The sequence below is a fragment of the Paenibacillus sp. J22P277 genome, assembly GCF_059383675.1.
This window is the reverse complement of sequence record NZ_JBXENS010000002.1, coordinates 672706-696788: the sequence shown is the minus strand read 5'-3', so window position 1 is coordinate 696788 and position 24083 is coordinate 672706. Positions and strand designations below refer to the sequence as shown.

Genomic DNA, 24083 nt, shown 5'->3' with positions numbered 1-24083 from the left:
GGGAATGGAGTCATGGGAGGGGTTAAGCGGCGGTCGGGCGCGCGAGAGGCTTCCGTTCGGAGAGATTGCGGTCCGCGATGGCGCGAAGCTCGTTCAACAGGTCGTTCAGCTCTTCGCGAAGCTCGTTCAGTTCGCGGCTGCAGCGGGCTTGCAGCTTGTCGAGCTCGTTCGGGGACAGCTGGTTTTGGCGGATCTGGTAGATCAGTTTGTTCGTCATCGTCTCGCTGTCGCAGATCCGGTTCGCGTAGACGATGGTCGGGCTTGATGTCATGGTCCTGGGGCTCCTTTCGTTTGGCTGCCCTCAGTATATCGGCCGAATATTAACGGGCGATGATGCAAGTGTGAAGGGAATGTTAGAATATCGGCGTTACGTTCGCACTAGGTCAACGGGCAGGGTTCGGGAGTGCGCCTTTCGAACGAAGCCCGGTCTCAAAGAAGAAGCGCCTGCCAAGGAAGCGGATAGAGATTACGGCAAGCGGGGTAATACATGAACGAGAGGTGATGACCATGACGAGAAAGCTATCCCGACTGGCGCTTGCCGCGCTGGCGACGGCGACGACGCTGGCCGGATTCGGCACCGGAGCGCCGGCGGCCTCCGCGGCTGCCCCGAATTCGTCGTCCGCGGCCTGCCGCGCCGACGCGCACGGCCTTAGCTTGACGGCAATGAAGGATACCTCGGATCCGTCGCTGCAGTCGATCCAGTTCCTAAGCGCGAATATCGGACGCGCGGCGGGCAACGGCTTCATGATCGGCACGTCGGATGCCGGCTGCCACTGGCAGACGATCTATGACGCGGGCAAGCTGAGTTTTACGCAAATGCAATTTCTGACGAACGCGAAGGGCTACGTGCTGGCGCAGGCCGCGTACGGCAAACCGAACACGCTGCTGAAGACGACGGACGGCGGAGCGAGCTATGCCTGGATTCCGACGGGCGCGCATCCGTTCGACCGCATTCAGTTCCTGAACGAGCGGACGGGCTTCGGATTTACGCGCGCCTTGACGTATAAGACGGCGGACGGCGGCGGGACGTGGACGAAGCTGGCCACGCCGCCGAACACGCGCTACGTGCATTTCATGACGGAGCAAAAGGGCTGGGCGGTCGTGCTGGTTGCCGGCGGCTATGAGGTAAAACGTACCGTGGACGGCGGTCAGCATTGGACCGACTCGCTGCACGCGAAGTCCACGACGCTCGCGGGCGGCATGATCTACGGTACCGACAGCGCCGATGCGTGGGTGCTGCTGTACGGGGATTCGGGCATGTCGCAAACCTCGTATTCCGTCTACCATACGGCCGATGCGGGCGCGCATTGGAAGCAGGTCGTCTCTCGTCCGACGGCGGGCGGCGGTCCTGCCCCGGGCCCCGTCGCGCCGAGCGGCAAGCTGGCCGGGCCGGCGGGAAGACCGACGGACATGGCGGTCGTCGGACGGCAGGCGGCCTTCCTCGTGGCGGGGAGCGGCGCGATCGACGATCTGCAATCCGGCCGCTCGCTCGATGACGGCAGGACATGGACCAATCTGCCGGGCGCCGCGCCGGGGTACGACGGCAAGCTGTCGTTCGTCTCGGCCGCGACGGGCTACCTGGCGGTAACGAGCTTCGAGAAGCCGGCCGTCTACAAGACGGCGAACGGCGGCAAGACATGGACGAAAGTGTTCTCGCTGCCGGTTAAGCAATAAGCGCTGCATGCAAAAAAGCCTTCGAGGCGCGGGAAATCCGCGGTCCCGAAGGCTTCTTTGTGATTGCGCATACGGCGAAGCCGATCGTGATCATTCGGTCCAATAAATCCATCGGATCCGATGCTTCATTCAATCGACAGCCAGACGCGTCCTTACTTGCCGTCGTACGTCAAACCCCACTGGGCGCGGACGGCATCCAGCGTGCCCATGATATCGACCGTTTCTTCCGCCGGCATGACCACGCTCCCGGTTTTCCCTGCGCGCAGGCAAGCCATCGCTTCGAGCGCCTGGAAATTCTGGCCCCGGAACGTGCGGTCGTCATGGAAGGTCTCGGGCTCGCCGTCGTTCGGATGGAGCGTGGCCGTCTTCGCGCTGAGAAACTCGGGAAGATGGATTTTGCCCTTCGTGCCGTACAGCCAGGCGTCGTTGTTCATCCACAGGCGGATCGCGCCGTGCAAGGAGGCGGTTGCGCCGTTCGCGTATTCGAACAGGACCGAATACTGCTCGTCGACGCCGGTTTCCCCGATGCGGGCGGAGCTCGCGATCCGCGACGGCTGCGCCCCGAACACCATCGAAGCGAACGAGATGGGATAAATGCCGGCATCGAGCAGCGTGCCGCCGCCGAGCTCTTTGTTCAGCAGACGGCCTTCGGGGTTCCAGCCGGCATCGAAGCCGAATTCGGCCTTGAGCAGCTTGACCTCGCCGATCCGTCCATCCGCGATCCACTCTCTGGCCTTGACGACCGGCGGCAAGAATCGCGTCCACATCGCCTCCATGACGAACAGGCCGCGCTCCCGGGCGTAGTCCGCGATTTCCTTCGCCTCGTCCGCGTTCATGGTGAACGGCTTCTCGCAGAGCACGGCTTTTCCGCCGCGCAGGCACGCCATCACGTTGTCCCTATGGGCAGGATGGAGCGTACCGACATAGACGATGTCGATCTCCGGATCCCGCGCCAGCTCCTCGTAGCTGCCGTAGGCGCGCGGAATGCCGAATTTGTCCGCGAACGCCTGCGCCTTGTCCAGCGACCGCGCCGCCGCGGCGCACACTTTGGCCCCCGGTACGTTCACCAGCTCGCCCGTAAAGCTGTTCGATATGCCGCCAAGTCCCAAAATGCCCCAACGAATGATGCGTTCTTCTTGTTCCGCCACTTGCATTCATCCTTTCGTGTTCGAGATGATAGATCGACCTGCCACAACCCCGCGTACTGCCGCCGCCGCTCCCAAGAGCCGGCCGCGCCGTTCATGCCGTTAGCGACGCTATTAAAATGTACTCCAACCGTCCCCGATAGAAAAGAGGAACGGGAAACTTTTCCGTCTGCCAGCGCCTCTCGCTTCCGCCGCGACTCCCGACCGGCTCGTCCCGGAAGTCGCGGCATGCGTTCCGCCTCGGAAGCCCTCGCATATAGCCGAACGCCCGCGCATAAGGCGAATTAACTATAATTTCTTCCAAACGCTTCAGATAAGGTCGAAAAATGTCGATAAACCACTCACAAAATAGAAATAGGAGTGATCGGCTTTGAAACTCGGCAGCATGACATTCAGCGTGGGCAAGAAATTGTTTGTGGCGTTTATGATCCTCATCGTACTGCTGTGCGCACTGGGCGGGACATCGCTCTTGTCGGAGAAAAGCATGTCGGACAAGACGGAATCCATCGCGTCCAATTGGATGGCCGGCGTCGAGATCGCGAACAACGTGAATTACTTGACGGAGCATGTCATGACGTACCAGTACAAGATCTTGACGGCCGTGGATAAAACGAAGAAAACGGATTACATGGTCGACGCCTCGAGCACGCTGCTCGCGATCGACCAGCAGCTGGACGCGTATGCCGCGACGTACGCCAGCGACGAGGACAAGGCGACCGCGGAAAGCTTGCGGGGCAAGTGGAACCAGTACAAGACGTTGTACGAGGAAGCCGTCTCGGTCAGCGGCGGCGTCGATCTGATCAACGGCGCGAAGACCAAGGGCGACGAGATCGTCCAGCTGATGGAATCGTCGGAGGAGGCGTACGCCGCCATGCAGGAAGACATGGCGAAGCTGGTGCAGCTCAATCACAAGGGAGCGGCCGACGCCGCGCAGGAAAGCAAGGCGATCTACCGCAGCAGCATCGCCAAGGCGATCGCGGTATTGGCGGCGTCGATCGTCATCGCCGTGGCGCTCGTGCTGCTCATGAACGCGCGCATCTCCAAGCCGATCAAGCGGGTGTCGCAGACGCTGCTACAAGTGGCGGAGGGCGACCTGACGGTTGCGGCGCTCGCGGCCAAGTCGAAGGACGAGATCGGAACGCTCGTCCGAGCGGTGAACGGCATGACGGCGAACCTGAAGACGACGATGTACCGGATTCATCAGGCCTCCGGCACCGTGGCCGCTTCCGCCGAAGAGCTGCTGGCCAGCTCCGAGCAGAACGCGGAAGCGACGCAGCATGTCGCGGAGGCCGTGCAGGAAGTGGCCGCCGGCGCGGACCGGCAGCAGCATAGCGCGCTCGAGACGAGCCGGGCGATGGAAGAAATGGCGACGGGCATCCAGCGTATCGCGGAAACGTCCTCGACGGTATCGGAGCTGTCGGTGGAGGCGAGCGAACTTGCGACGCAGGGCAATCAATCGATTCTCTCCGCCGTCGAGCGGATGAACGCCATCGGCGGCTCCGTCGGCCAAGCCGGCGCGGACATCCGGCTGCTGGAGGCCCACTCGGGCCGGATCGGCGAGATCGTCGGCCTTATCGGCGATATCGCGAAGCAGACAAGCCTGCTGTCGCTCAACGCCTCGATCGAGGCGGCGCGCGCGGGCGAGCACGGCAAGGGCTTCGCCGTCGTCGCCGGGGAGGTCAAGAAGCTCTCCGAGCAGTCGGCGCAGTCGGTGCTGAACATCGCGGACGTCATCGCGCAAATCCAAACGGACACGCTCAAGGCCGTGCGGACGATGGATCGGAGCCAAAGCGAGGTCCGGCTCGGCATTCAGGCCGTCTCCTTGGCGGAGCTGGCGTTTCGGCGGATCGCCGAGACCGCCGCACAGGTGTCGGACAAGGTGCAGGAGGTCGCGGCAGCGGCGCAGCAAATGGCGGCCGGCTCCGAGCAGGTGACGGCTTCCGTGCAGGACATGAGCGCGATCTCGCGGGATGCCGCGGAATCGACGCAGGCGGTCGCGGCCACGACCGAGCAGCAGCTGGCCTCGGTCCAAGAGATCGCGGCCGCCGCCCAATCGCTGAGCGGCATCGCTTTGGAGCTCTCCGACCTGGTCGGCAAGTTCAAAGTGTAACGAACGGCGGCCCGTTCATGTTATAATAAGGCCAAAAAAAGGCGGTGGACCTACGCGATGATTCGCCACGAAGGTATTCATCATGTCAGCTTGATCGTAACCGACCTGGAACGGGCCAAAACGTTTTACGAGCATGTCATCGGGCTGCATGCTATTCAGCGGCCGGCATTCGATTTTCCCGGCGCATGGTACGCGATCGGGGGCGGCGGGCAGCAGCTGCATCTGATCGTTCATGGGGGCGAGACGCTGCGCGAAGGCGGGATCGATACCCGCGACGGGCATTTCGCCATTCGCGTCGCCGACTATGACGAGACGATCGCTTGGCTCGACCGCTGCGGCATCGAGCACCGGGATAACCGGAACAGCATCACGGGGTTCGCGCAGATCTTCCTGACGGACCCCGACCGCAATATCGTCGAGCTGAACGCCGCCCGCTAAGCGCGGCAGGCAAAGCCGAAGCCGAACGCATCCGCCGGATGCGCTCGGCTTTTTTTGTGGGAGCTTCGCGGGCGAGGTGCATTTCGTGCCGAACGTCTATTCCAGAACGCGACGGTTAATTGAAGGACTATCGTCCAATACCGAAACACGCGCGGGCGGGAAAGCGGGAAAATAGAAAAGGTTGACAGGGTAATTGAGAATAAATATCATTATAATCGACTTATTTTAATGAGAATGATATTCATTATCGTTAAAAGTTTTGCACGTTTTGAACTGGGGGAATCCAATCGTATGCGTAAAGCCGTATTAAGAGCTCATTTGCTGCTTAGTCTGATCCTGGGGTTGTTCGTCGTGACGACCTGCACGTCGGGCAGCATCATCATGATCGAGCCCGAGCTGGAAAGCTGGATCTATCCGATCGGCGCGTCGCCGACCGCCGGCGATATCGGGGTAGCGGCCATCAAGGAACACGCCGATGCGCTCAATCCCGACTTCGAGACCGACGAGATCAATCTGCCCGCCAAGGACGGGTTCTACCACGTACATATTTCCGAGGACGGCAAAAACGTACGCACGCTCTACGCCGATCCGGGAACCGGCAAAACCTTCGGCAACGTGCGGGAAGAGCGTCGCGAGCCTTTCGAGACCATTTATAATCTGCATCGTTACTTTCTGATGACGAAGTTCATCGGCAAGACCCATGCCGCCCATCTCGTCGGATGGATCGGCGTCGGCCTGATCCTGATTCTCGCGACCGGCATTTATCTGTGGTGGTCCAGTATCCGCAAGCTCGCGCAGGCTTTCCGCATCATCCGCAACAAGGGCAAGCTGGCACTCAATCTGAGTCTGCACAAGACGCTCGGGATGCTATCGATTCCCGTGCTGCTGATCGCCGCGACGACCGGCGCCGTCAATTCCTACGAGAAACAGATTCCCGACTGGATCGGCTTCACCGCGAAAGAAACCGTTCCCGACTCCGCCAAGAAGACGGTTCCGAGCGAGACGGATACGGGCATGATTCCCGTAGACCGGGCCGTCGGCATCGTGCGCGAGAAGTATCCGGACGGCAAGCTGATCAAGATCACGCTGCCGCAGAAGCCGGGGGATACGTACCAGATCGGGCTGAAGGAAGGTTTCGGCGCTTCGCCCGACAGCAACAGTACCGTGTACATGAGAGCGTCGACCGGCGAGATCGTGTACAAGACCCATCCGAACCGGGCGATCAATATTTACAACGCGTGGAGAAAAGGGCTGCATTTCGCGACCTGGGGCGGGTTGACGACGAGGCTGATCACGTTCGCCTTCGGCATGATGCCGCTCGTGCTGATGGTGACGGGACTGGTCGTCTGGCGGCTGAAGGCCGCCGCGCGCAAGCGCGGCAAGAACCGGAAAACGGAAACAGCCGCGGTGGCCTGACGACCGGCAGCCGGCAGCAAAGCTTCGGTCTGATCCGAGCGGAGGCTCTCCATGCGCGCAATTGTTGCATAGTAGCCGATTGTGGTACACTGTTTATGACATATACAATTAATGTGACATTTACATTCGTGAAGCCATGATAGGAGATTACGCTTATGCCAGACCGCAAGCCTACCGAGAATGAAGCGCCGGACCGCAAGGAAATCGAGGAAGCAGTGGACCGCAAGGAAGCCGAAGACGATGCGCTGCGGCAGCTGCCGCCCGGCGTCGCCCTTAGCTGGGGAATCGTGAAGCAGGGCAAGCGCGGGCCCAAGGGCGAGCTGAGCATCAAGCAGATCGTCGACGCCGCCATCGACATCGCCGACCGGGACGGACTGCAGGCCGTCTCCATGAACCGCGTCGCCCAGTCGCTCGGCTATACGACGATGTCGCTGTACCGCTATATCACGAGCAAGGACGATCTGCTCCTGCTGATGCAGGAGGCCGTGTGCGAAATTCCGATTCCGCCGGACGAATCCGGCCAGGATTGGCGGGAGGGGCTGCGGGCGTACGTGAGGGAAAGCGTGGGCGTGTTCGTGAAGCATCCCTGGTATGGCGACATGCCGATCACGAGCGTGCCGGTCACGCCCAATATTTTGGGATGGATCGATTGGGTGCTTCGCGTCATGCGACCGCTGCAGCTGGACGATTTCGAGAAGATGTCCATCATGCTGCTGCTCAGCAGCTATGCCCGTTCCACCGGCCTGATCCGCCGGGACATGGTGAACGCGATCCGTGCCGGGGGAAGCCCCGAGGATTTCATGGGCGTCTCCCTGAGCGCCGCGCTCAAGCAGCTGGTAAAGCCGGAGCGCTATCCCGACCTGTATCCGGTCGTGATGTCCGGGATCTACGCGGGCGAGCGGGAAGCCGAAAGCACGGTCGGCGATGACCTCGAATTCGGGCTGGAGCGGATATTGGACGGGATCGAGCAATATTTGGAGCGGCGGCGCCAGTCGGATGGAGATCGTTAATGGCAGCAATGATTTAGGACGGCAAATAATCGAAAAAGCACACCGGAACCGCCTATGGCGGACGGTGTGCTTTTTTCGTTGCGGCTGCAAGCGGCGATAACGCCGGCAAGCGGTACGGCGAGTAAGGACCGTTACCTGCGGCCGGCCTTCCGGCGGAACGTCACGAGGCTCCAAGTCAGCGCGAGCAGGAGGATGCCCAAGCACCAGACGACGGCCAGCCAGGCACTATGCCCGATCGGCGTGCCGGTGAGCAGGGCGCGTATCGTCTCGATGACCGGCGTGATCGGCTGGTGGTTCGCCACGCCTTGCAGCCAGCCCGGCATCGTCGTCGTCGGCACGAAGGCGCTGGAGAGATAAGGCAGGAAGAGCAGGATGAAGCCGTAGCCCGAGGCGGCCGAGGGCGATCCGGCGACCAATCCGATCGCGGCGAAGAGCCAGGTCAGGGCGAGGATGAACAGCGCGATGACGCCGATCGCGGCCAGCCATTCCAGGAAGCCGGCGGAAGAGCGGAAGCCGACGAGAAACGCGACGCCGATCACGACGCCGGTCGCGAGCAGGTTGCGGGCAAGGCTGGCTGCGACGTGTCCGGTGATGACGCTCAGGCTTCGGATCGGCATCGTGCGGAACCGGTCGATGATGCCGTTCGTCATGTCCTGGGCGACGTCGACGGCCGTGCTGGAGGAGCCGAAGCCGGCGCACAGCAGGATGATGCCGGGCACGACGTAATTCACGTAATCGCCGCCGGGATCGATGGCTCCGCCGAATACGTAAGTGAACAGCAGCATCAGCATGACGGGCAGCATGATCGCCATGATGAGCGCTTCGGTATTGCGCAGGCTGAGACGGACGCTGCGTCCGATAAAGACGGCGTTCGTGACGCCGAGCGACGTATCGCGGACTGGAGCGGTGCGGGATGTTATCATTGCGCGGCTTCCTCCAATCGGGTTGCGGTCAAGGCAACGAAGACATCGTCCATGCTCGGCTTGCGCAGGCTGATCCGGGTATCGGCCGGCACTTTGCCGGCCAGCTCGTTCAGCGTTCTGCGGATATCCTGGATGCTGCCGTCGGTCGCATGGACGGCCAAGAGCTCGTCGTCGGCGCCGCGCAGCTCGATCATGTCTCCGCCGACGCGGGATTTGAGCTCCTGCGCGGTGCCGGAGGCGACGATGCGCCCGCCGGCGATGACGGCGATGCGGTCCGCGAGCTGATCGGCTTCCTCGAGATACTGCGTCGTGAGGAAGATCGTCATGCCCCGGCTGCGCAGCTGCAGGATCGTCTCCCACAAGGCGCGGCGGCTGACCGTATCGAGGCCCGTCGTCGGCTCGTCGAGGAACAGCACCGGGCGGTCCGCGACAAGGCTGACGGCCAGGTCGAGCCTGCGGCGCATCCCGCCGGAGTAGGTCTTGACCAGCTTGCCGGCGCTCGCCTCGAGGTCGAACAGCTTCAGCAGCTCCGCGGTTCTGGCATGCGCTTCGCCCGCCGTGAAGCCGGACAGCCTGCCCATCATCCGCAGGTTCTCCTTGGCGGTCAGCATGTCGTCGACGGCGGCGAACTGCCCCGTGAGGCTGATGGAACGCTTGACCGCGTCGCGCTCCCGAACGATGTCGCGGCCCGCGACGGAAGCGGATCCTCCGTCCGGCTTCGTCAGCGTCGAGAGGATGTTGATCAAGGTCGTCTTGCCGGCGCCGTTCGGGCCGAGCAGGGCGAAGATCGTGCCGGCCTGGACGGTCAAGTCGATGCCGTCCAGCACGGTTTGCCGGCCGAACGCTTTGCGAAGCCCTTTCGTTTCGATGGCCAATTCGTGCATGAGAATGCTCCTTTTCAATTCGGTATATTGTATAAACAGTATATTATAATAACAGTATATTATGCATACAGAAATTGTGCAACAGCTGTTTTTTGCTTGCCGCATTCCTGCCGAACCGGCTTCGCCAAGCGGGCGCAAGGCGCGGAATTGCGCCCGCTGCGGGACGGGGGGAGCGGTAAATTGGGGTTTTTACCCATTTCGATAGTTAATTTCTCGATAACAAATCAAGCGTAAGGTGAAGAAAAATCCCCCATGAACCGATCCGCTTCGACGGCCGAACCAAGGTGTGGGACAAGGCAGGAAACGCCATTGATGAGAGCAATTACCGCCAGGCTATTGAACATGGAGTTCAAAAACAAGCTGACCGTGCTGTTCATCACGGTCGCGATTATCCCGCTGTGCATTTTGGGATTGCTCGCCTACAGCCGTTCCTCTTACGCGGTGCAGGAGAAGGTATACCAGACGCTGCTGGAGAGCACCTCCCAGGTCAATTACAGCCTGAACTATTTTCTCGGCGATATCGAGCAGCTGTCGACGTACATTTACAGCAACCGGGACATCCAGGACGTCCTCTCCCATGACGGGAAGCGAAGCATCGCGGACAAGCACGAGGACGAGCTGCGGATGACGCAAATCCTGGATTCGTTCGTCGGCTCGAAGGATTGGGATATCGAGATTTACATACTGGGCTTGAACGGGGAGCGGTACTTTACCGGCGATCTGCTGCCGAAGGAGTACGACCAATACAACGATAACTGGGGATTGTTTCGCAAGGTGAGGCAGGTCGGCGGTAATTCGGTCTGGGATACGCACTATTCGATGAAGAAGCTGTACGACTACGGGTCGGTCCTGAGCCTTGGCCGGATGCTGAAGAACGTCGACACCAACCGGCCCGTCGGCTATCTGGTCATCGATATCCTGGAGACGGCGCTGACGGACAAATACGTGAAGGCCGAGCTGTACCCGGACAGTCAGATCTTCCTGATCGACCGCAACGGCAACGTCATCTCCGGCAAGCCCTCCAAGCAGCAGGTGGGCACGAAGCTCCAGGTTCCTTATCTGGATACGGTGCTCGGGGGCACGAAAGGGTATTTCCAGGTGAAAGACGATGCCGGGAAGAAGGAAGCGGTCATCTACGACACGTCCGGCTCGACCGGCTTCAAGCTGATGAATATCGTTCCCGTCCGCGCGGTCACGAAGGAAACGAAGAGCATCCGCACGCTCATGATCGTCGTCATGGCGGTCGGCATCGTGCTCGCGTATTGGCTGGCGGCGATTCTGGCGTTCCACGTGACGAACCCGCTGCGCAAGCTGCGGTCGCTGATGAGCAGCGTCGAGAGCGGAGACCTGAACGTCGCGTTCTCCTCCAAGTACCAGGACGACGTCGGCCGGCTCGGGCAGAGCTTCAACAAGATGATCTATCAAATCCAGCACTTGATCAAAGAGAATTACGAGAAGCAGCTGCAGGTGCGGGAAGCCGAGCTCAAAACCGTGCAGGCGCAGATGAATCCGCATTTTCTGTACAATACGCTCGATTCCATCAATTGGATGGCGCGGCTGCACGAGGTCGACGACATCAGCCGGACGGTGGTGTCGCTCGGGGAATTGCTCCGCTTCAGCATTCGCAAGGGCAATAATCTGCTGCCGATCCATGAGGATCTGAAGCAGATCCGGAATTATTTGACGATTCAGAAATTACGGTTCGGCAGCAAAATCCAGATCGAGATCCTCGTCGATCCGGAGATCGAATCGTTCTATACGCTGAAGCTGCTGATCCAGCCGATCGTGGAGAACGCGATCATTCACGGCCTCGAGCCGAAGAAGGACGCAGGCACGCTTCGGATCATCGGACGCAGCTTGGGCGGCAGCGTGCAATTCGTCATCGAGGACGACGGCGTCGGATTCGACAAGGAGGCCGTCCGCCTGCGGGCTGCCCAAGCGGCGGCGGAGTCATCACCGGAAAGCAGCACGGGAATCGGGCTGGAGAACGCCAGGAAAAGGCTGGAGCTGCAATTCGGCAACGAGGCGTCCTTGCTCGTGGACAGCGAACCGGGTGCCGGCACGACGGTTACCATTGAGATTCCACAATTAGGAAGCGCGGGTGAAAATCATGTATAAGGTCATGATCGTGGACGACGAATGGCTGGTCAGACAGGGTTTGAGGCAAACCATCCCCTGGCGGGAAATGGGCTGCGAGGTCGTAGCCGAGGCTTCCGACGGGGAGGAAGCGCTGGCGCTCGCGACCCTGCACGAGCCGGATATCGTGCTGACGGATATCCGCATGCCGAGAATGGACGGGCTCGAGCTGGCCCGCCGGATCAAGGGGACGCATCCGGATAGCAAGACGATTTTCCTGACGGGCTTCGACGATTTCCATTATGCGCGCCAAGCGCTTCAGACGGGGGCGTTCGATATCGTGCTAAAGCCCACCGATCCGGCCGAGATCCATCGGATCCTGCAGGCGGCGATGGCGAGCATCGCGGAGGACAGAAGCCGGTCCAGCTACACCCGGAACCTGGAACGCCGGGTCAGGACGAGCGAGCCGCTGCTGACCGAGAAGATCTTTTTCGACCTGCTGATGAACCGGGCCGACAAGGAAAGCCTGCAGCTGCTGCTGGACGTGCAAGGGAACGGGCCGAGCGCGTTCGATTCCTTCCGCGTCGTGCTGTTCAAGACGCCCGGGACGGAAGCCCCGAGAGGAACGGGAGAAACGATGGAAGCGGGAGAGAAGGAAGGCGCGCGGGAATCGAGAGACGCGGCCGATCCGGAAGGCCTCTCCGCCTATGCGGCGCTGAAGGACCGGCTGCTGGAGGCGGCGCTGACGCCCTTCATTCCGCTCGGGCAGGAGATCAACGCCGTCGTCGTGAGCGCTTCCGGAGCGGAGGAGCTGACGGCGGTGCCCGGCTCCCTGCCGGCGCATGTCCCGTCGCTCAGCTTGAGCTCCGTGCATCAAGGCCTGCAGTCGGTCGCGACGGCCTACGAGGAAGCGAGGTTCGCGATGCGGTTTAATTTCGGCTTCGGCCGGGGACCGGTCGTCCGGTACGAAGCGATCGTGGCCGAGGCGCAGACCCACCATCCCGCGGAATGGAGCGAGACGGAGGTGCTCGGCATGATCAAGTGGGACAACGCCGCGGCGATCCGCGAGAAAACCCGCAGCTGGCACATGACGCTCCTCCGCCAGTCCGCCGGCAGCGAGACGGCCCTGAGGCATCAAATGCTGCAGCTGATGTTCGGCCTCTACGCGCTGTTGATGCGGCATTTCTGGGAGCTCGGCTGCCTTCCCGACACGAAGAGCTTCCTGGAGAGCGCGAGCCGCGCCGAATCGCCGGAAACGATGCTCCGCTGGATCGAGGCCGTCTGCTGCGAGGTGCAAGCCGCCTATCTGCTCAGCAAACAGCAGGGGAAGACGGAGTTCGACAACGTGATGGATTACATCAACGGGCATTTCGACAAGGAGCTCTCGATGCACGATCTGGCGTCGGGCCTGCATATGAGCGAAAGCCATTTCAGCCGCATTTTCAAGAAGAAGATCGGCAAGAACTTCCTGGAATATATCACGGATCTGCGCATGGAGAAGGCGCGGGACATGCTGCTTCACTCGGATCTGCGCGTATACGAGGTGTCGCTCGCGGTCGGCTACCAGGACGCCCGCTACTTCAGCCAGCTGTTCCGCAAGGTGACCGGCGAAACGCCGACCGATTACCGTCAATCCTTCTCGTATCAAGCCTAGCAAGATTACAAACAACTCGGAAAGTTTGCCGCATTGTTGGTCCATGGCGATCCTCTTATCATGAAAGAGTACTCACAACAGAAACCTGGAGGGCCAAAATGAACAGAGTTGAGGCAAAAACGAGAATACCGCTGGCATCGGGCGTATTGCTGCTTGGCGTGCTGTTGTCCGCGTGCGGAAACAACGGCGCGGAATCCGCGAATGCGGGCGGCGCGGACAACGCGGCGCAGTCGGCCACGGAGGATACGGCAGCGAACGGAACGGCGAATACAGCGGCCAACGGCGCCGCGAACGGCGCTTCGAACGCCGCCGCGGACGGAGCCGCGAATGCCGTGGAGAGCACGCCGCAAACCGGAGGCAAGCTGGTGATCTACTCGCCGAACGAGACCGAAATCAACAATCCGATCCTGAAGGAGTTCCAAGACCGGACGGGGATTCAAGTGGAGATGGTTTCCGGGGGCACGGGCGACCTGCTGAACCGGATCAAGGCCGAAGCCGCCAATCCGCTGGGCGATCTGATGTTCGGCGGGACCGTCGAGTCGCTGGACGCCTACAAGGAATTTTTCGAACCGTACGAATCCAAGGAGCTGGCGAACCTCAATCCGCAAATGACGGATCCGGCCCGCGGCTGGACGCCGTTCACGTCGCTTCCGATGGTCATTCTCTACAATAAGGATCTCGTGCCTGCCGGGAAAGAACCGAAGAGCTGGGACGACCTGCTCAATCCGGACTGGAAAGGCAAGATCGCCTATGCCGATCCCGCCAAATCCGGTTCGTCCTTCACGCAGCTGGCCACGATGCTGACCGCCTTCGGCAAGGACGACGGCAAGGGCTGGGAATTCGTCGGCAAGCTGATCGATAATCTGGACGGCAAAGTGTTGTCGAGCTCCGGCATGGTTCCGAAAGGGGTCGCGGACAAGGAATACCCGGTCGGCATCACGCTGGAAGAGAACGCGCTGCGTTACGTGGAAGGCGGCTCCAAGGTCGGCATCGTCTATCCGTCCGAAGGCACCTCGGCCGTACCGGACGGCATGGCCGTCATCAAGGGCGCCAAAAACGCGGATAACGCCAAGCTGTTCATCGATTTCGCCGCGGGCAAGGACGTGCAGTCGCTGATGCAGAGCGAATTCAAACGCCGGCCGGTCAGAACCGATCTCGAGCCGTCGCAGGGCGTGACGCCGATCTCGGACATCAAGCTCGTGGATTACGACCTGAGCTGGGCGTCGGAGCAGCGGGCGGCCATTCTCGATCAATTCACGAAGACGCTGACAGGTCAGCAATAATTCGATCTCGATACGCCGAGTCCCGATGACTTCCATCATTGGGACTCTTCTTATGAACGGCATCGGAGATTGGCTTACGGAGGATGACATGAAGATTACGTTTGAACGGGTTTCGAAATATTTCGACCGGGCGAAGACGCTGCGGGACGTCGACTTCCAAATCGAGGACGGCGAATTTTTCACGCTGCTCGGTCCGAGCGGCTGCGGGAAGACCACCCTCTTGCGGACGATCGCCGGATTCTACAAGCAAGAGGAAGGCAACATCTACTTCGGCGACCGTCTGATGAACGGCGTGCCGACCCATCGCCGCAACATCGGGATGGTCTTTCAGAATTACGCCATCTTCCCCCATATGAGCGTGTTCGACAACGTGGCTTACGGCTTGAGGGCGCGCAGGGTCAATAAGGCGGAGACGGAGCGGCGGGTAATGGAGGCGCTCGAGCTCGTGGAGCTTGCGCATCTTCGCGGCCGCAGCCCCTCGGAGATGAGCGGCGGGCAGCAGCAGCGCATCGCGCTGGCCCGCGCCGTCGTCATTCGTCCCGCGCTGCTCCTGATGGACGAGCCGCTCTCGAACCTGGACGCGAAGCTGCGGATCAAGATGAGATCGGATATTCGCGCCCTGCAGCAGGAACTGGGCATCACGACCATCTACGTGACGCATGACCAGGAGGAAGCGCTGGCCGTATCCGACCGGATCGCCGTCATGCACGGCGGCGTCGTGCAGCAGATCGGATCGCCCCAGGATATCTATACGTATCCCGAGAACCGGACCGTGGCGAATTTCATCGGCACGTCGAATTTCCTGGAAGCGGAAGTGAGCGGCTATGACGCGGCCACGGGCCAATCGGTCCTGAAGGTGCCGCCCGACCGGTCCTTCAAGCTGCGATTGGCGAGGGCGTACGAAGGCAAAGCGCTGCTCTCGATCCGTCCGGAGAACGTGAATATCTCCGGCGAATTGACCCGGGACGGACAATTCCGCGGCCAGGTGCAGCAGGGGTCGTTTCTGGGCGGCAAGGTCCACTATACCGTTCATATCGGCAACGGCCGGACGATCGAGGTCGAGCGGCATTTGACGGAGCGGCACGAGCTGTTCAAGGCGCATCAAGGCGTCTACCTGGATTTCCAGCTGGAGCGGGCCATCCTGTACGACGCCAAGGGAGAGGAGGTCCTCAGCCATGGCTCGACCCGGGCAACGCGCATCATGGGCTGACCGCCTGAAGCTGCGAAGGTGGGATTTCTGGACGGGCTTCACGCTGTTCATGTATGCGTTCCTGATCGTCGTCGTCGTGTATCCGCTGTGCGCGCTGCTGATCAGCAGCCTCTACGACAAGCAGGGCGATTTTACGTTCGCGAACTATTGGGACTTCCTCCGGCTGAACTATTACCGGAACGCGCTGCTGAACAGCTTCAAGCTCTCGTCCCTGTCGGCGTTCTTCGCGCTCCTGATCGGCGTTCCGCTCGCTTACGCCTCCGTGCGCACCGACATGCGGGGCAAGGGGGCGCTGAATATTCTGGTCATCATGTCCCTGCTCTCGCCGCCCTTCATCGGCGCGTACTCCTGGATCATGATGCTCGGCAACAACGGCTTCATTACGCGCATCCTGCATGCCGCGGGGATTCCGTTCACGTCGATCTACGGGCCGAAAGGCATCGTTTTCGTCCTGGCGCTGCAGTTCTACCCCCATATCTATCTGTACGTGTCCGGCGCGCTGCGAACGATCGACACCTCGCTGGAGGAAGCGGCCGAAAGCCTGGGGGTACCGGCGTGGAAGCGGATATGGACGATCACGCTGCCGCTGATCATGCCGACCCTGTCGGCCGGGACGCTGATGGTATTCATGGAGTCCTTTGCCGATTTCGGCACGCCGCTGCTGCTCGGTCAAGGCTACAAGGTGATGCCCGTGCTGGCCTACGATCAATTCATCAGCGAGATGGGAAGCAATCCGGCGATGGCGAGCACGGTCAGCGGCCTGATGATCCTCTGCTCGACGCTGATCCTCTTTATCCAGCGGTTCGTGTCGACCCGGAGGAATTACGCGATGACCGGCATGCGGACGCCGACGATCCGGTCGCTGCCGCCGGCGGTCCGCCGGCTGGTTACGGCGCTCGCGTTCGTGCCCGCGGGCATCTCCATCATTCCGCAGGCCACGGTCGCGGTCACTTCCTTTATCGAGACCAAGGGTCCGGTGTTTCAGCGGGGCTTCAGCCTGGGGAGCTACGCGGAGATCTGGTACCGGGTCAAGCAAGCCATCATCAACACGTACAGCTTCTCGCTGCTCGCGATCGCGGCCATGATCGTACTGGGCGTGCTCACGGCGTACGTCCTGGTTCGCCGGAAATCCCGGATTACCGCGGTGCTCGACGGCTTGATCATGGTGCCGTACGTTATCCCGGGCACGGTGCTCGGCATCAGCTTCATCCTGGCGTTCAACAAGCCGCCGCTGCTGCTGACCGGCACGTGGATCATCCTCGTCCTGGCTTACGTGACGCGCAAGATGTCGTATACGATCCGTTCCAGCTCGGGCATCCTGCAGCAGCTCGACAAGAGCGTGGAGGAAGCCTCCGTCAGCCTGGGCGTCCCGCCCGTGCTAACGTTCTTCAGGACGACGCTCGTCCTCATGCTGCCCGGCGTGCTCTCCGGGGCGATCATCAGCTGGGTCGCGGTGATCAACGAATTAAGCACGACGATCGTGCTGTATCACGGCGCGACCGCCACGATCGCCGTATCGGTATACAGCGAGGTCGTCACGTCCAACTACGGGACCGGAGCCGCGCTCGCGACGATCCTCTCCGTCACGGCGCTGCTCTCGCTGCTGCTCGCGAACCGTTTGTCCGGCCGCAAATTGATGCTGTGAGTCCGAAGCCAAGAAGGAGCTGATTCCGATGAAACGCTACCGCCAGTGGATCACCTGGAGCGTGCTTGCCGTGCTGTTCGCGACCGTCGCGGTGCTGTACATGCCCCGCGGCAGCACGCCGCAATACGAGACCAAGAATACGGTCACGGTGCAGGCGTGGGCGTACAGCCCGTCGATTCCCGCCTATATGGACGCCTTCGAACGCGGGCATCCGGGCGTGACCGTGCAGGTGAAAATGTTCACGTCCGCCGAACGGCTGTATTCGGAACTGACGGCCGCGATTACCGCGAATACGGTTCCGCAGCTGGCGGAAATCGACAGCGCCTTCGGGGTTGCCGGGCTCGCCGACACGGGAGCGCTGACGCCGCTGCGGCAGGAGCTGGCGACGGCGGACGGCAAGCGGATCGATTCGCGGTTCACGGCTTCGTACCGCTACGAGGATCAGCTGTGGGCGCTGCCCTACGGCGGCAGCGTGCCCGTCGTCTATTACAATGCCGACCTGCTCGGCTCCGCGGGAGCGGCGTCCGCGTCGGCGCTCGCCCCGTTCACCTGGGGCAGGATGACGGCGCTCGCGAAGGAATTGACGCTCGATGTCGACAAGGACGGCGAGACGGACATCTGGGGCTTGGCCGCGGACCGGGATACCCCGTGGTACCTGGAGAACATGATGGTTTCCGAATCCGCGTCCGGCCGCGATCCCCGCGTACTCGCCTATGGTTTGTGGCATGATCTCGTCTATCGCGACGGCATCATGCCGCCCTTGGACAACCATCTGGCGACCAGCGATTTCATCAATGGCCAGGCCGCGTTTCTGTTCGCGTCGTCGGACAAGCGGACGACGCTGGAACGGTACATCGGCGGAAAATTCGAATTCGGCGTGCTGCCTTTCCCCGAGATCGAGGGCCGGCACGCCCTACTGCCCCGCACGAGCGGCTTCGTCATGCTGCAGGCGGGCGCCGCGGAGACGGGCATCTCCCGCCAGCTGCTGCAGTACTTGATCGGCGACGAGGTGCAGTCCAGCCTGCTTGGCGACGGCGGCCAGTTCCCCGTCCGCGCCGATATGATCGGCAGCATGGAGCGGGATTCGGAGCTGACGGACAAGGAGCGGGCCGTCATCGGCATGATCGGACGGATCGACGCCGCCGGAGCCGCCAATCCGCGCGGCATCGATTGGCAGCAGCTGCTGGACGCGCAGGAGAAGCTGGAAAGCTCGTCCGCGTTCGACGGCGGCGGGTAGGCAAAATTTTCGACATGTTGGCAACGTTACCGCATTGTCGTTCCATCGGCATTCTTTCATAGTTAGGGTAGAACAAATCGAGGAGGGAACTACCTTGTCTCAAGCAACTAGATTATCCGTTCGTCGTGTCCTCGGTACCGCGATTTCCTTCGCGACGCTGTGGACGACGATGTCCCTGACCTTTGCCGCAGCGCCGGTATCAGCCGCGGGACCGGCCGACGAATCCGGCCTGAACGGACCGGTAAGGGCGATTTACGAGGAACTGCTGAATCCGAACGGACGGGTCATGAGCATGGCTCACCGCGAGGATTGGAAGCATCATCCCGAAAATTCGTTATCGGCGATTCAAGGGTCGATCGACGAGGGGGCCGATATCGCGGAGATGGACGTACAGCGCACGAGCGACGGGCATTACGTGCTGATGCACGACGGCTCGGTCAACCGGACGACGGACGGCAACGGGAATGTCTCGAGCCTGCCGTGGAGCACGGTCAAAGACCTGCATCTGAAGATGCGGTGGGGCGACATCAGCGGAGATTCGGCCAACCTGACGACGGAGACGGTGCCGGAGCTGAAGGACGTCATGACGCTCGCGAGCGGCAAGATCCTCGTGAATCTGGACAAGACCCGCGACTTGTACGTCTCGGCCAAGAACAGCGGCCTGGACGGATTTACGTATTGGAACGAGATCTGGGACATTCTGGAGGAGACACGGACGACGCAGCTCGCGGTCTTCAAAGGCGAAGTCGGCGATATCACGGCCTCCGAATTCCAGCGGTGGGTGCTTCACCTGCGGGAGACGTATCCCGATGCGTCGCCGGTCTACATGCCGATCTTCTCGCAGAACAACGGCAGCCCGGCGCAGCTCGTCTCGATCATCGATCAATTCGCGGCGGCTGCCCAGGCAGTGAAGCCGGTCGCTTACGAGGTGCAGTTCAACAGCATCACGGCCTCGTCGATCTCGGACGAAGTCGTGCAAGAGCTTCAGAAGACGGGCGCCCGCATCTGCGTCAACGTCATGGATGACGGCGTGTACGGGTTCAGCGGGCTGAACGGCGGCAACAGCGACAGCGCCATGTTCGCGGATCCGGCCAAAGGCTACCCGTGGGTCATCCAACACGGCGGCAATATCCTGCAGACCGACGTGGCGCCGGTGCTGCACAGCTACCTGGCGAGCTACGGCGGCATGCCCGCTTCCACGCAGACCGTCACGCTTCAGGAAGGCACGGGTTACGCCGGCACGGCGGATACGAATATTTCCCAGAACGACAGCTTCCAGCTGAACAACATGGGCGGCAACGACCGGTTCGAGATCGGCACGTACAGCCAGCCGCTTGCGCCTTTGCCGGGCAGCGCCGTCATGATGCAGCTGGCGGCCGTTGACGGCGTTACGGCCGACGCGGAATTTCCGCCGACGCAGATCGCCTCCAAGCTGATCGACCGCAGTCTCGCCACGAAGTGGCTGGGCAAAGCGCAGTCGGCGAATATCGTGTTTACGTTCAACGATCCCGTCGCGGTGAAGGGGTATGCGATCACGGCTGCCGAAGACGAGCCTGGCCGGGATGTCCAGAATTGGACGCTGCAGGGTTCAAACGACAATGCCGAATGGACGCCGCTCGATACGCAAAACGGCCAAAGCTTCGCCGGACGCTTGACGACAAACACGTATGCGTTCAGCAACGACACGGCGTACAAGTACTATCAATTCAGCGTTGCCAATACCGGAACGCAGCCCTACACCCAGATATCCGAGATCCAATTGTCGGACGGCAGCGCGTCGGTGCCGCCGCAGGACAAAGGCGATCAGCGGGACGGCCTTGTCCGGTTCGACCTGTCCGACCTTCCGGCGGGAGCGGTCGTCACGGGCGCTTCCATGGGCCTCTACGTTCTCGGCACCCGTTCCGACACGGGCAAAATCGAGGATCAGCTCATCGGCGCCCATCAGGCGCTGTCCGTTTGGACGGAAGGCAGCGGCACGGGAATCGACGGCCAGCCGGCAGGCGACTCCGGCAGCGTGACCTGGGCAAGCTTCATGCAGGGAACGGGTACGTACGAGCCTGTGCCGTCCGCCGTTCAGACGGTATCGGGAAACGACATCGAGACGTGGAAGTCTTTCGACGTGACTTCTCTGGTCCAAGGCTGGAACGCCGATCCGGCCTCCAATCGCGGCATGATGCTGAAGGTCGAGGACCAAGACGCGGCAAAGGTATCCACGAAGCAGTTCGCTTCCTCGGAAAATATCATTTCCACGCTGCATCCGAAGCTGACCGTCACGTATACGGTGCCGGTCCAGAGCGTTAGCGTGGCCCAAGGCGACGATCTGGAGATGCTGGTCGGGGATTCGAGCCCGCTTACCGCGGTCGTAGCGCCGGCCGCGGCGCTTAACAAGAAGGTGCTGTGGTCCTCGGACGACGAGGCGGTCGCCAAGGTGTCGGCAGACGGCACGGTCAAGGCCATCGCGCAAGGAACGACGGCGATCACGGCCACGTCGATCGACGGCGGCAAGCAGGGCACGGTCGCGGTTCATGTCGCGGCGCTTGACAGCTCGGCGAATCTCAGCGGAATCGCGTTGTCCCAGGGCATGCTGTCCCCGGCGTTCTCGCCGGATGCGACCGACTACGACGTGACGCTGCCGGACAGCGCGGCCGACAAGCTGACGCTGACGCCGGTTGCGGAGAATTCCGCCGCGACGATTGCGATGTCGCTCAACGGCAAAGAGCCGATCCCGGTGAACAGCGGCGAGAGCGCGACGTTCAAGCTGGAGGTCGGCACGAATAAAGTCCGAACGACCGTCACTTCGCCAAGCGGCCAGGAACAGAAAACCTATACGGTCAATGTGCATAAATCGGCGCTTTCCTTCCAATACGGCGCCAACGGCTACGCGGATACGGCGGATGTCCACGTTATCCAAGGTTCGAAGCATACGCTCTCCAGCACCGGGGCGAACAATGTGTTCGAGGTCGGGTTCTACGACCCGCTCGTGGACGACGCCAAATACGGCCTGATTCGGTTCGGCAGCTTGACCGGCATTCCGGCCAATGCCATCATCACGAGAGCGGAGCTGCACTTGTACCTGACCGCCTTGAGGGGTAGAAATGCGGCGGCCTTCGCGGACACGACGGTGAACGTGCACGAGATCACGACGGGACCTTGGCTTGAAGGAGAAGGCACCGGGATCGACGGCACGGGGCTGACGAACGGCGATTGGGTGCACTGGGCCAACAAGCCGCAATTCGACCCGACGCCGGCAGCGACGCAAGTCGTCGGCATGACGCCGAATACGTGGTATGACTGGAACATCACCGCTTTGGTGCAGAAATGGTCGGCCGATCCGGAGCATAACTTCGGGATGCTGCTCAAGGGACCGGACCCGGCCAGCGCGGCCAACGTGGTTCCGACCACGAAGGACTTCGCGTCCAGGGAGAATGCGAACGAGGCGATTCGTCCCTATCTGACGATCGCGTATCAGCTGCCTTCGGAAGGCATTCAGATCACGCCGAGCCAGCTTGATCTGGCGGCGGGCGGTGACCCGGCCAAGTTGACCGCCCAAATGCTGCCGCTGAATTCCGGAAGCGAAGCGATGGCGTGGTCCTCGGACAAGGAAGAAGTCGCGACGGTCGATAACGACGGAACCGTGCATCCGGTGTCGCCGGGGACGGCCGTGATCACAGCAACCTCCGCGGCAAGCGGCTATCAGGCGACGGCGACGGTCGTCGTTCACGCGCCAGGTACCGCGGCAAGCCTGCATGCGCTGGCTTTGAACCAAGGTGCTTTGACGCCTGCGTTTGACGCCGATGTCACCGATTATGCGGTCAGCGTCTCGGATAACGCGCAAAGGCTGACGGTAACGCCGACCGCCGAGGATCCGTTCGCCCAGATCCGGATTACCGGCGACAACGGCTGGTCGCAGGACCTCGCCAGCGGCAAAACCTCGAATCCGATCCCGCTGCCTGCCGCGGTGAACGCGATCACGGTTCAAGTGACGTCGGAGGACGGGGCGAATACGGCAACGTATCAATTGACGGTGAAGAAAACGGCGGGCTTGAGCGGACTCTCGTTGTCCGATGGAAGCCTGACGCCGCAATTCTCGCCTTCCATTACCAGCTACGCGGCAAGCGTAGCCGATGACGTGACGCAGCTCGCCGTCACGCCGACGGCATTGAACGCCTCGGCCGCGATCACGCTGAGCATCAACGGATCGGACGGCCAAACGGTGCAAAGCGGCAAGGAAAGCGCGCCGCTCGACCTGCAGCCGGGAAGCAACGTCATTCTCGTGCAAGCGGCGACCGCCGGCGGAGTCGCCAATCCGATGTATGCCATCATCGTGGAGCGTCAGCGCACGTCCGTTCCCGGCGACGAGCCGGACGACGGGGTTCAATCGATCGCCTTCGACGCGGACAGCTACGACCTGAAGGTCGGAGAGTCGAAAGCAGCCGCAGTCAAGGCTGCGGACAGCGATAAAGCCGTTCATGACGTCACGGCGAAAGCCGTCCTGCTGTCGACCAATCCGGCGGTTGCGGATATCGGAGCCGACGGCAAGGTGACCGGCAAGCAGGCGGGCACCGCGTCGATCATCGCCGTGTACCGAGGCTATCATGCCATGGCGGCCGTTCACGTAACGGCTGTTGACTCTGGCAACAATGGTGGAAATGGCAACAATGGTGGAAATGGCGGCAATGGCGGGAACGGCGGAAACGGCGGAGTTACCCCGCCGGCCGACAATCCGGACAGCGGTACGACGGATCCGTCTTCGGGCGATGGCGGCACGACGCCTCCGGCCGATGAGCCGAACGATACGCCGGGAGACGGCGCGCCAACGTCCGGTTCGGGCAAATCGCTGACCGATATCGGCTCGCACTGGGCCAAAGACCCGATTCAACGGGCCGTCGATCAAGGCATCGTGCAAGGCTATCCGGACGGCAGCTTCAAACCGAACGAGCAAGTGACGCGCGCTCAATTCGTGCTCATGCTGGTGCGCGCGCTGGGACTTCACTCGCAAGGCGCCGACAAGACGCTCGATTTCGCCGATAAGAATGCCATCCCGGCATGGGCGTCGGATAGCGTAGCCGAAGCGGTCGCGGCCGGATTCCTGGGCGGATACGCGGACGGCACGCTGCGTCCGAACGCGACGATCAACCGCGAAGAGATGATTACGCTGCTCATGCGGGCGTACAAGCTGACGCAAGAGAAAGCTTCCGTTGCTTCCTTCAGCGACGCGGCGCTTATCCCGTCCTGGGCGGCGCCGGCAGTAGGCACGGCTCTGCAGCTTGGCATCGTCTCGGGACGCGGTCATAACGAGTTCGCTCCGCTGGCCACGGCCACGAGAGCGGAGGCGGTCTCGGTCTTGATTCGACTGCGGGACAGCTTGAAGAAGTAAG

Annotated in this window: 16 protein-coding genes; 12 read left to right on the top strand and 4 right to left on the bottom strand. The window is 61.6% G+C overall.

From position 1 onward, the window contains the following. Positions 1–22: 22 nt before the first annotated feature. On the bottom strand, positions 23–271 hold the full coding sequence (locus AC50YL_RS07880) for a hypothetical protein (protein ID WP_494830781.1): 249 nt from the start codon (positions 269–271) through the stop codon (positions 23–25). A 236-nt stretch (positions 272–507) separates the two neighbouring features. Between AC50YL_RS07880 and AC50YL_RS07875 the strand changes: the two genes are divergently transcribed. Further along, the gene (locus AC50YL_RS07875) at positions 508–1674 is read left to right on the top strand and encodes a WD40/YVTN/BNR-like repeat-containing protein (RefSeq protein ID WP_494830779.1); all 1167 of its coding nucleotides are present in this window, start codon (positions 508–510) and stop codon (positions 1672–1674) included. A 152-nt stretch (positions 1675–1826) separates the two neighbouring features. Here the strand turns inward: AC50YL_RS07875 and AC50YL_RS07870 are convergent, their stop codons facing one another. Continuing rightward, complete coding sequence (locus tag AC50YL_RS07870) at positions 1827–2828, bottom strand: Gfo/Idh/MocA family protein (protein ID WP_494830777.1); 1002 nt, start codon at positions 2826–2828, stop codon at positions 1827–1829. 361 nt (positions 2829–3189) lie between these two features. Between AC50YL_RS07870 and AC50YL_RS07865 the strand changes: the two genes are divergently transcribed. The 4 genes from AC50YL_RS07865 to AC50YL_RS07850 all read left to right on the top strand — a co-directional run bounded on the left by AC50YL_RS07865 (position 3190) and on the right by AC50YL_RS07850 (position 7793). Beyond that, positions 3190–4929 carry a methyl-accepting chemotaxis protein gene (locus tag AC50YL_RS07865; protein ID WP_494830775.1) on the top strand — a complete coding sequence of 580 codons (1740 nt, stop codon included), beginning with the start codon at positions 3190–3192 and terminating at the stop codon, positions 4927–4929. A gap of 57 nt (positions 4930–4986) precedes the next feature. Further along, complete coding sequence (locus AC50YL_RS07860) at positions 4987–5367, top strand: VOC family protein (RefSeq protein WP_494830773.1); 381 nt, start codon at positions 4987–4989, stop codon at positions 5365–5367. 291 nt (positions 5368–5658) lie between these two features. Next, positions 5659–6783, top strand: coding sequence for a PepSY-associated TM helix domain-containing protein (locus tag AC50YL_RS07855; RefSeq protein WP_494830771.1), 1125 nt, complete (start codon positions 5659–5661; stop codon positions 6781–6783). 155 nt (positions 6784–6938) lie between these two features. Then, positions 6939–7793, top strand: coding sequence for a TetR/AcrR family transcriptional regulator (locus tag AC50YL_RS07850; RefSeq protein WP_494830769.1), 855 nt, complete (start codon positions 6939–6941; stop codon positions 7791–7793). 131 nt (positions 7794–7924) lie between these two features. On the opposite strand, the gene AC50YL_RS07845 is transcribed toward AC50YL_RS07850, so the two are convergent. Both AC50YL_RS07845 and AC50YL_RS07840 read right to left on the bottom strand, forming a co-directional pair. Further along, entirely contained in the window at positions 7925–8716 is a 792-nt protein-coding gene (locus AC50YL_RS07845) for an ABC transporter permease (protein WP_494830768.1), read from the bottom strand. Further along, positions 8713–9600 carry an ATP-binding cassette domain-containing protein gene (locus tag AC50YL_RS07840; RefSeq protein ID WP_494830767.1) on the bottom strand — a complete coding sequence of 296 codons (888 nt, stop codon included), beginning with the start codon at positions 9598–9600 and terminating at the stop codon, positions 8713–8715. Before AC50YL_RS07840 ends, AC50YL_RS07845 begins: the two co-directional genes overlap by 4 nt. A gap of 312 nt (positions 9601–9912) precedes the next feature. Between AC50YL_RS07840 and AC50YL_RS07835 the strand changes: the two genes are divergently transcribed. The 7 genes from AC50YL_RS07835 (at position 9913) to AC50YL_RS07805 (ending at position 24082) form a co-directional block, all read left to right on the top strand. After that, positions 9913–11718 (top strand): sensor histidine kinase, encoded by a 1806-nt coding sequence (locus AC50YL_RS07835; RefSeq protein ID WP_494830766.1) that lies wholly within the window; start codon positions 9913–9915, stop codon positions 11716–11718. Beyond that, on the top strand, positions 11711–13330 hold the full coding sequence (locus AC50YL_RS07830) for a response regulator (RefSeq protein ID WP_494831201.1): 1620 nt from the start codon (positions 11711–11713) through the stop codon (positions 13328–13330). Before AC50YL_RS07835 ends, AC50YL_RS07830 begins: the two co-directional genes overlap by 8 nt. A gap of 98 nt (positions 13331–13428) precedes the next feature. Then, positions 13429–14613, top strand: a complete 1185-nt coding sequence (locus tag AC50YL_RS07825) for an ABC transporter substrate-binding protein (RefSeq protein WP_494830764.1) — start codon at positions 13429–13431, stop codon at positions 14611–14613. A gap of 88 nt (positions 14614–14701) precedes the next feature. Then, positions 14702–15823: an ABC transporter ATP-binding protein gene (locus tag AC50YL_RS07820; RefSeq protein WP_494830763.1), complete on the top strand. Its 1122-nt coding sequence runs from the start codon at positions 14702–14704 to the stop codon at positions 15821–15823. Then, on the top strand, positions 15789–17468 hold the full coding sequence (locus AC50YL_RS07815; RefSeq protein ID WP_494830762.1) for an ABC transporter permease: 1680 nt from the start codon (positions 15789–15791) through the stop codon (positions 17466–17468). Before AC50YL_RS07820 ends, AC50YL_RS07815 begins: the two co-directional genes overlap by 35 nt. Positions 17469–17496: 28 nt before the next feature. Further along, positions 17497–18705, top strand: a complete 1209-nt coding sequence (locus AC50YL_RS07810; RefSeq protein ID WP_494830761.1) for an extracellular solute-binding protein — start codon at positions 17497–17499, stop codon at positions 18703–18705. A 94-nt stretch (positions 18706–18799) separates the two neighbouring features. Further along, on the top strand, positions 18800–24082 hold the full coding sequence (locus AC50YL_RS07805; RefSeq protein ID WP_494830759.1) for a DNRLRE domain-containing protein: 5283 nt from the start codon (positions 18800–18802) through the stop codon (positions 24080–24082). Position 24083 lies beyond the last annotated feature (1 nt).

What these genes read in the sequence shown, in the direction of transcription:
- AC50YL_RS07850 (WP_494830769.1), top strand. Translation starts at nt 6,939, where the DNA reads ATGCCAGACCGCAAGCCTACCGAGAATGAAGCGCCGGACCGCAAGGAA.
- AC50YL_RS07825 (WP_494830764.1), top strand. Translation starts at nt 13,429, where the DNA reads ATGAACAGAGTTGAGGCAAAAACGAGAATACCGCTGGCATCGGGCGTA.
- AC50YL_RS07870 (WP_494830777.1), bottom strand. Translation starts at nt 2,828, where the DNA reads ATGCAAGTGGCGGAACAAGAAGAACGCATCATTCGTTGGGGCATTTTG.
- AC50YL_RS07845 (WP_494830768.1), bottom strand. Translation starts at nt 8,716, where the DNA reads ATGATAACATCCCGCACCGCTCCAGTCCGCGATACGTCGCTCGGCGTC.
- AC50YL_RS07875 (WP_494830779.1), top strand. Translation starts at nt 508, where the DNA reads ATGACGAGAAAGCTATCCCGACTGGCGCTTGCCGCGCTGGCGACGGCG.
- AC50YL_RS07835 (WP_494830766.1), top strand. Translation starts at nt 9,913, where the DNA reads ATGAGAGCAATTACCGCCAGGCTATTGAACATGGAGTTCAAAAACAAG.
- AC50YL_RS07815 (WP_494830762.1), top strand. Translation starts at nt 15,789, where the DNA reads ATGGCTCGACCCGGGCAACGCGCATCATGGGCTGACCGCCTGAAGCTG.
- AC50YL_RS07810 (WP_494830761.1), top strand. Translation starts at nt 17,497, where the DNA reads ATGAAACGCTACCGCCAGTGGATCACCTGGAGCGTGCTTGCCGTGCTG.
- AC50YL_RS07860 (WP_494830773.1), top strand. Translation starts at nt 4,987, where the DNA reads ATGATTCGCCACGAAGGTATTCATCATGTCAGCTTGATCGTAACCGAC.
- AC50YL_RS07855 (WP_494830771.1), top strand. Translation starts at nt 5,659, where the DNA reads ATGCGTAAAGCCGTATTAAGAGCTCATTTGCTGCTTAGTCTGATCCTG.
- AC50YL_RS07820 (WP_494830763.1), top strand. Translation starts at nt 14,702, where the DNA reads ATGAAGATTACGTTTGAACGGGTTTCGAAATATTTCGACCGGGCGAAG.
- AC50YL_RS07880 (WP_494830781.1), bottom strand. Translation starts at nt 271, where the DNA reads ATGACATCAAGCCCGACCATCGTCTACGCGAACCGGATCTGCGACAGC.
- AC50YL_RS07840 (WP_494830767.1), bottom strand. Translation starts at nt 9,600, where the DNA reads ATGCACGAATTGGCCATCGAAACGAAAGGGCTTCGCAAAGCGTTCGGC.
- AC50YL_RS07830 (WP_494831201.1), top strand. Translation starts at nt 11,711, where the DNA reads ATGTATAAGGTCATGATCGTGGACGACGAATGGCTGGTCAGACAGGGT.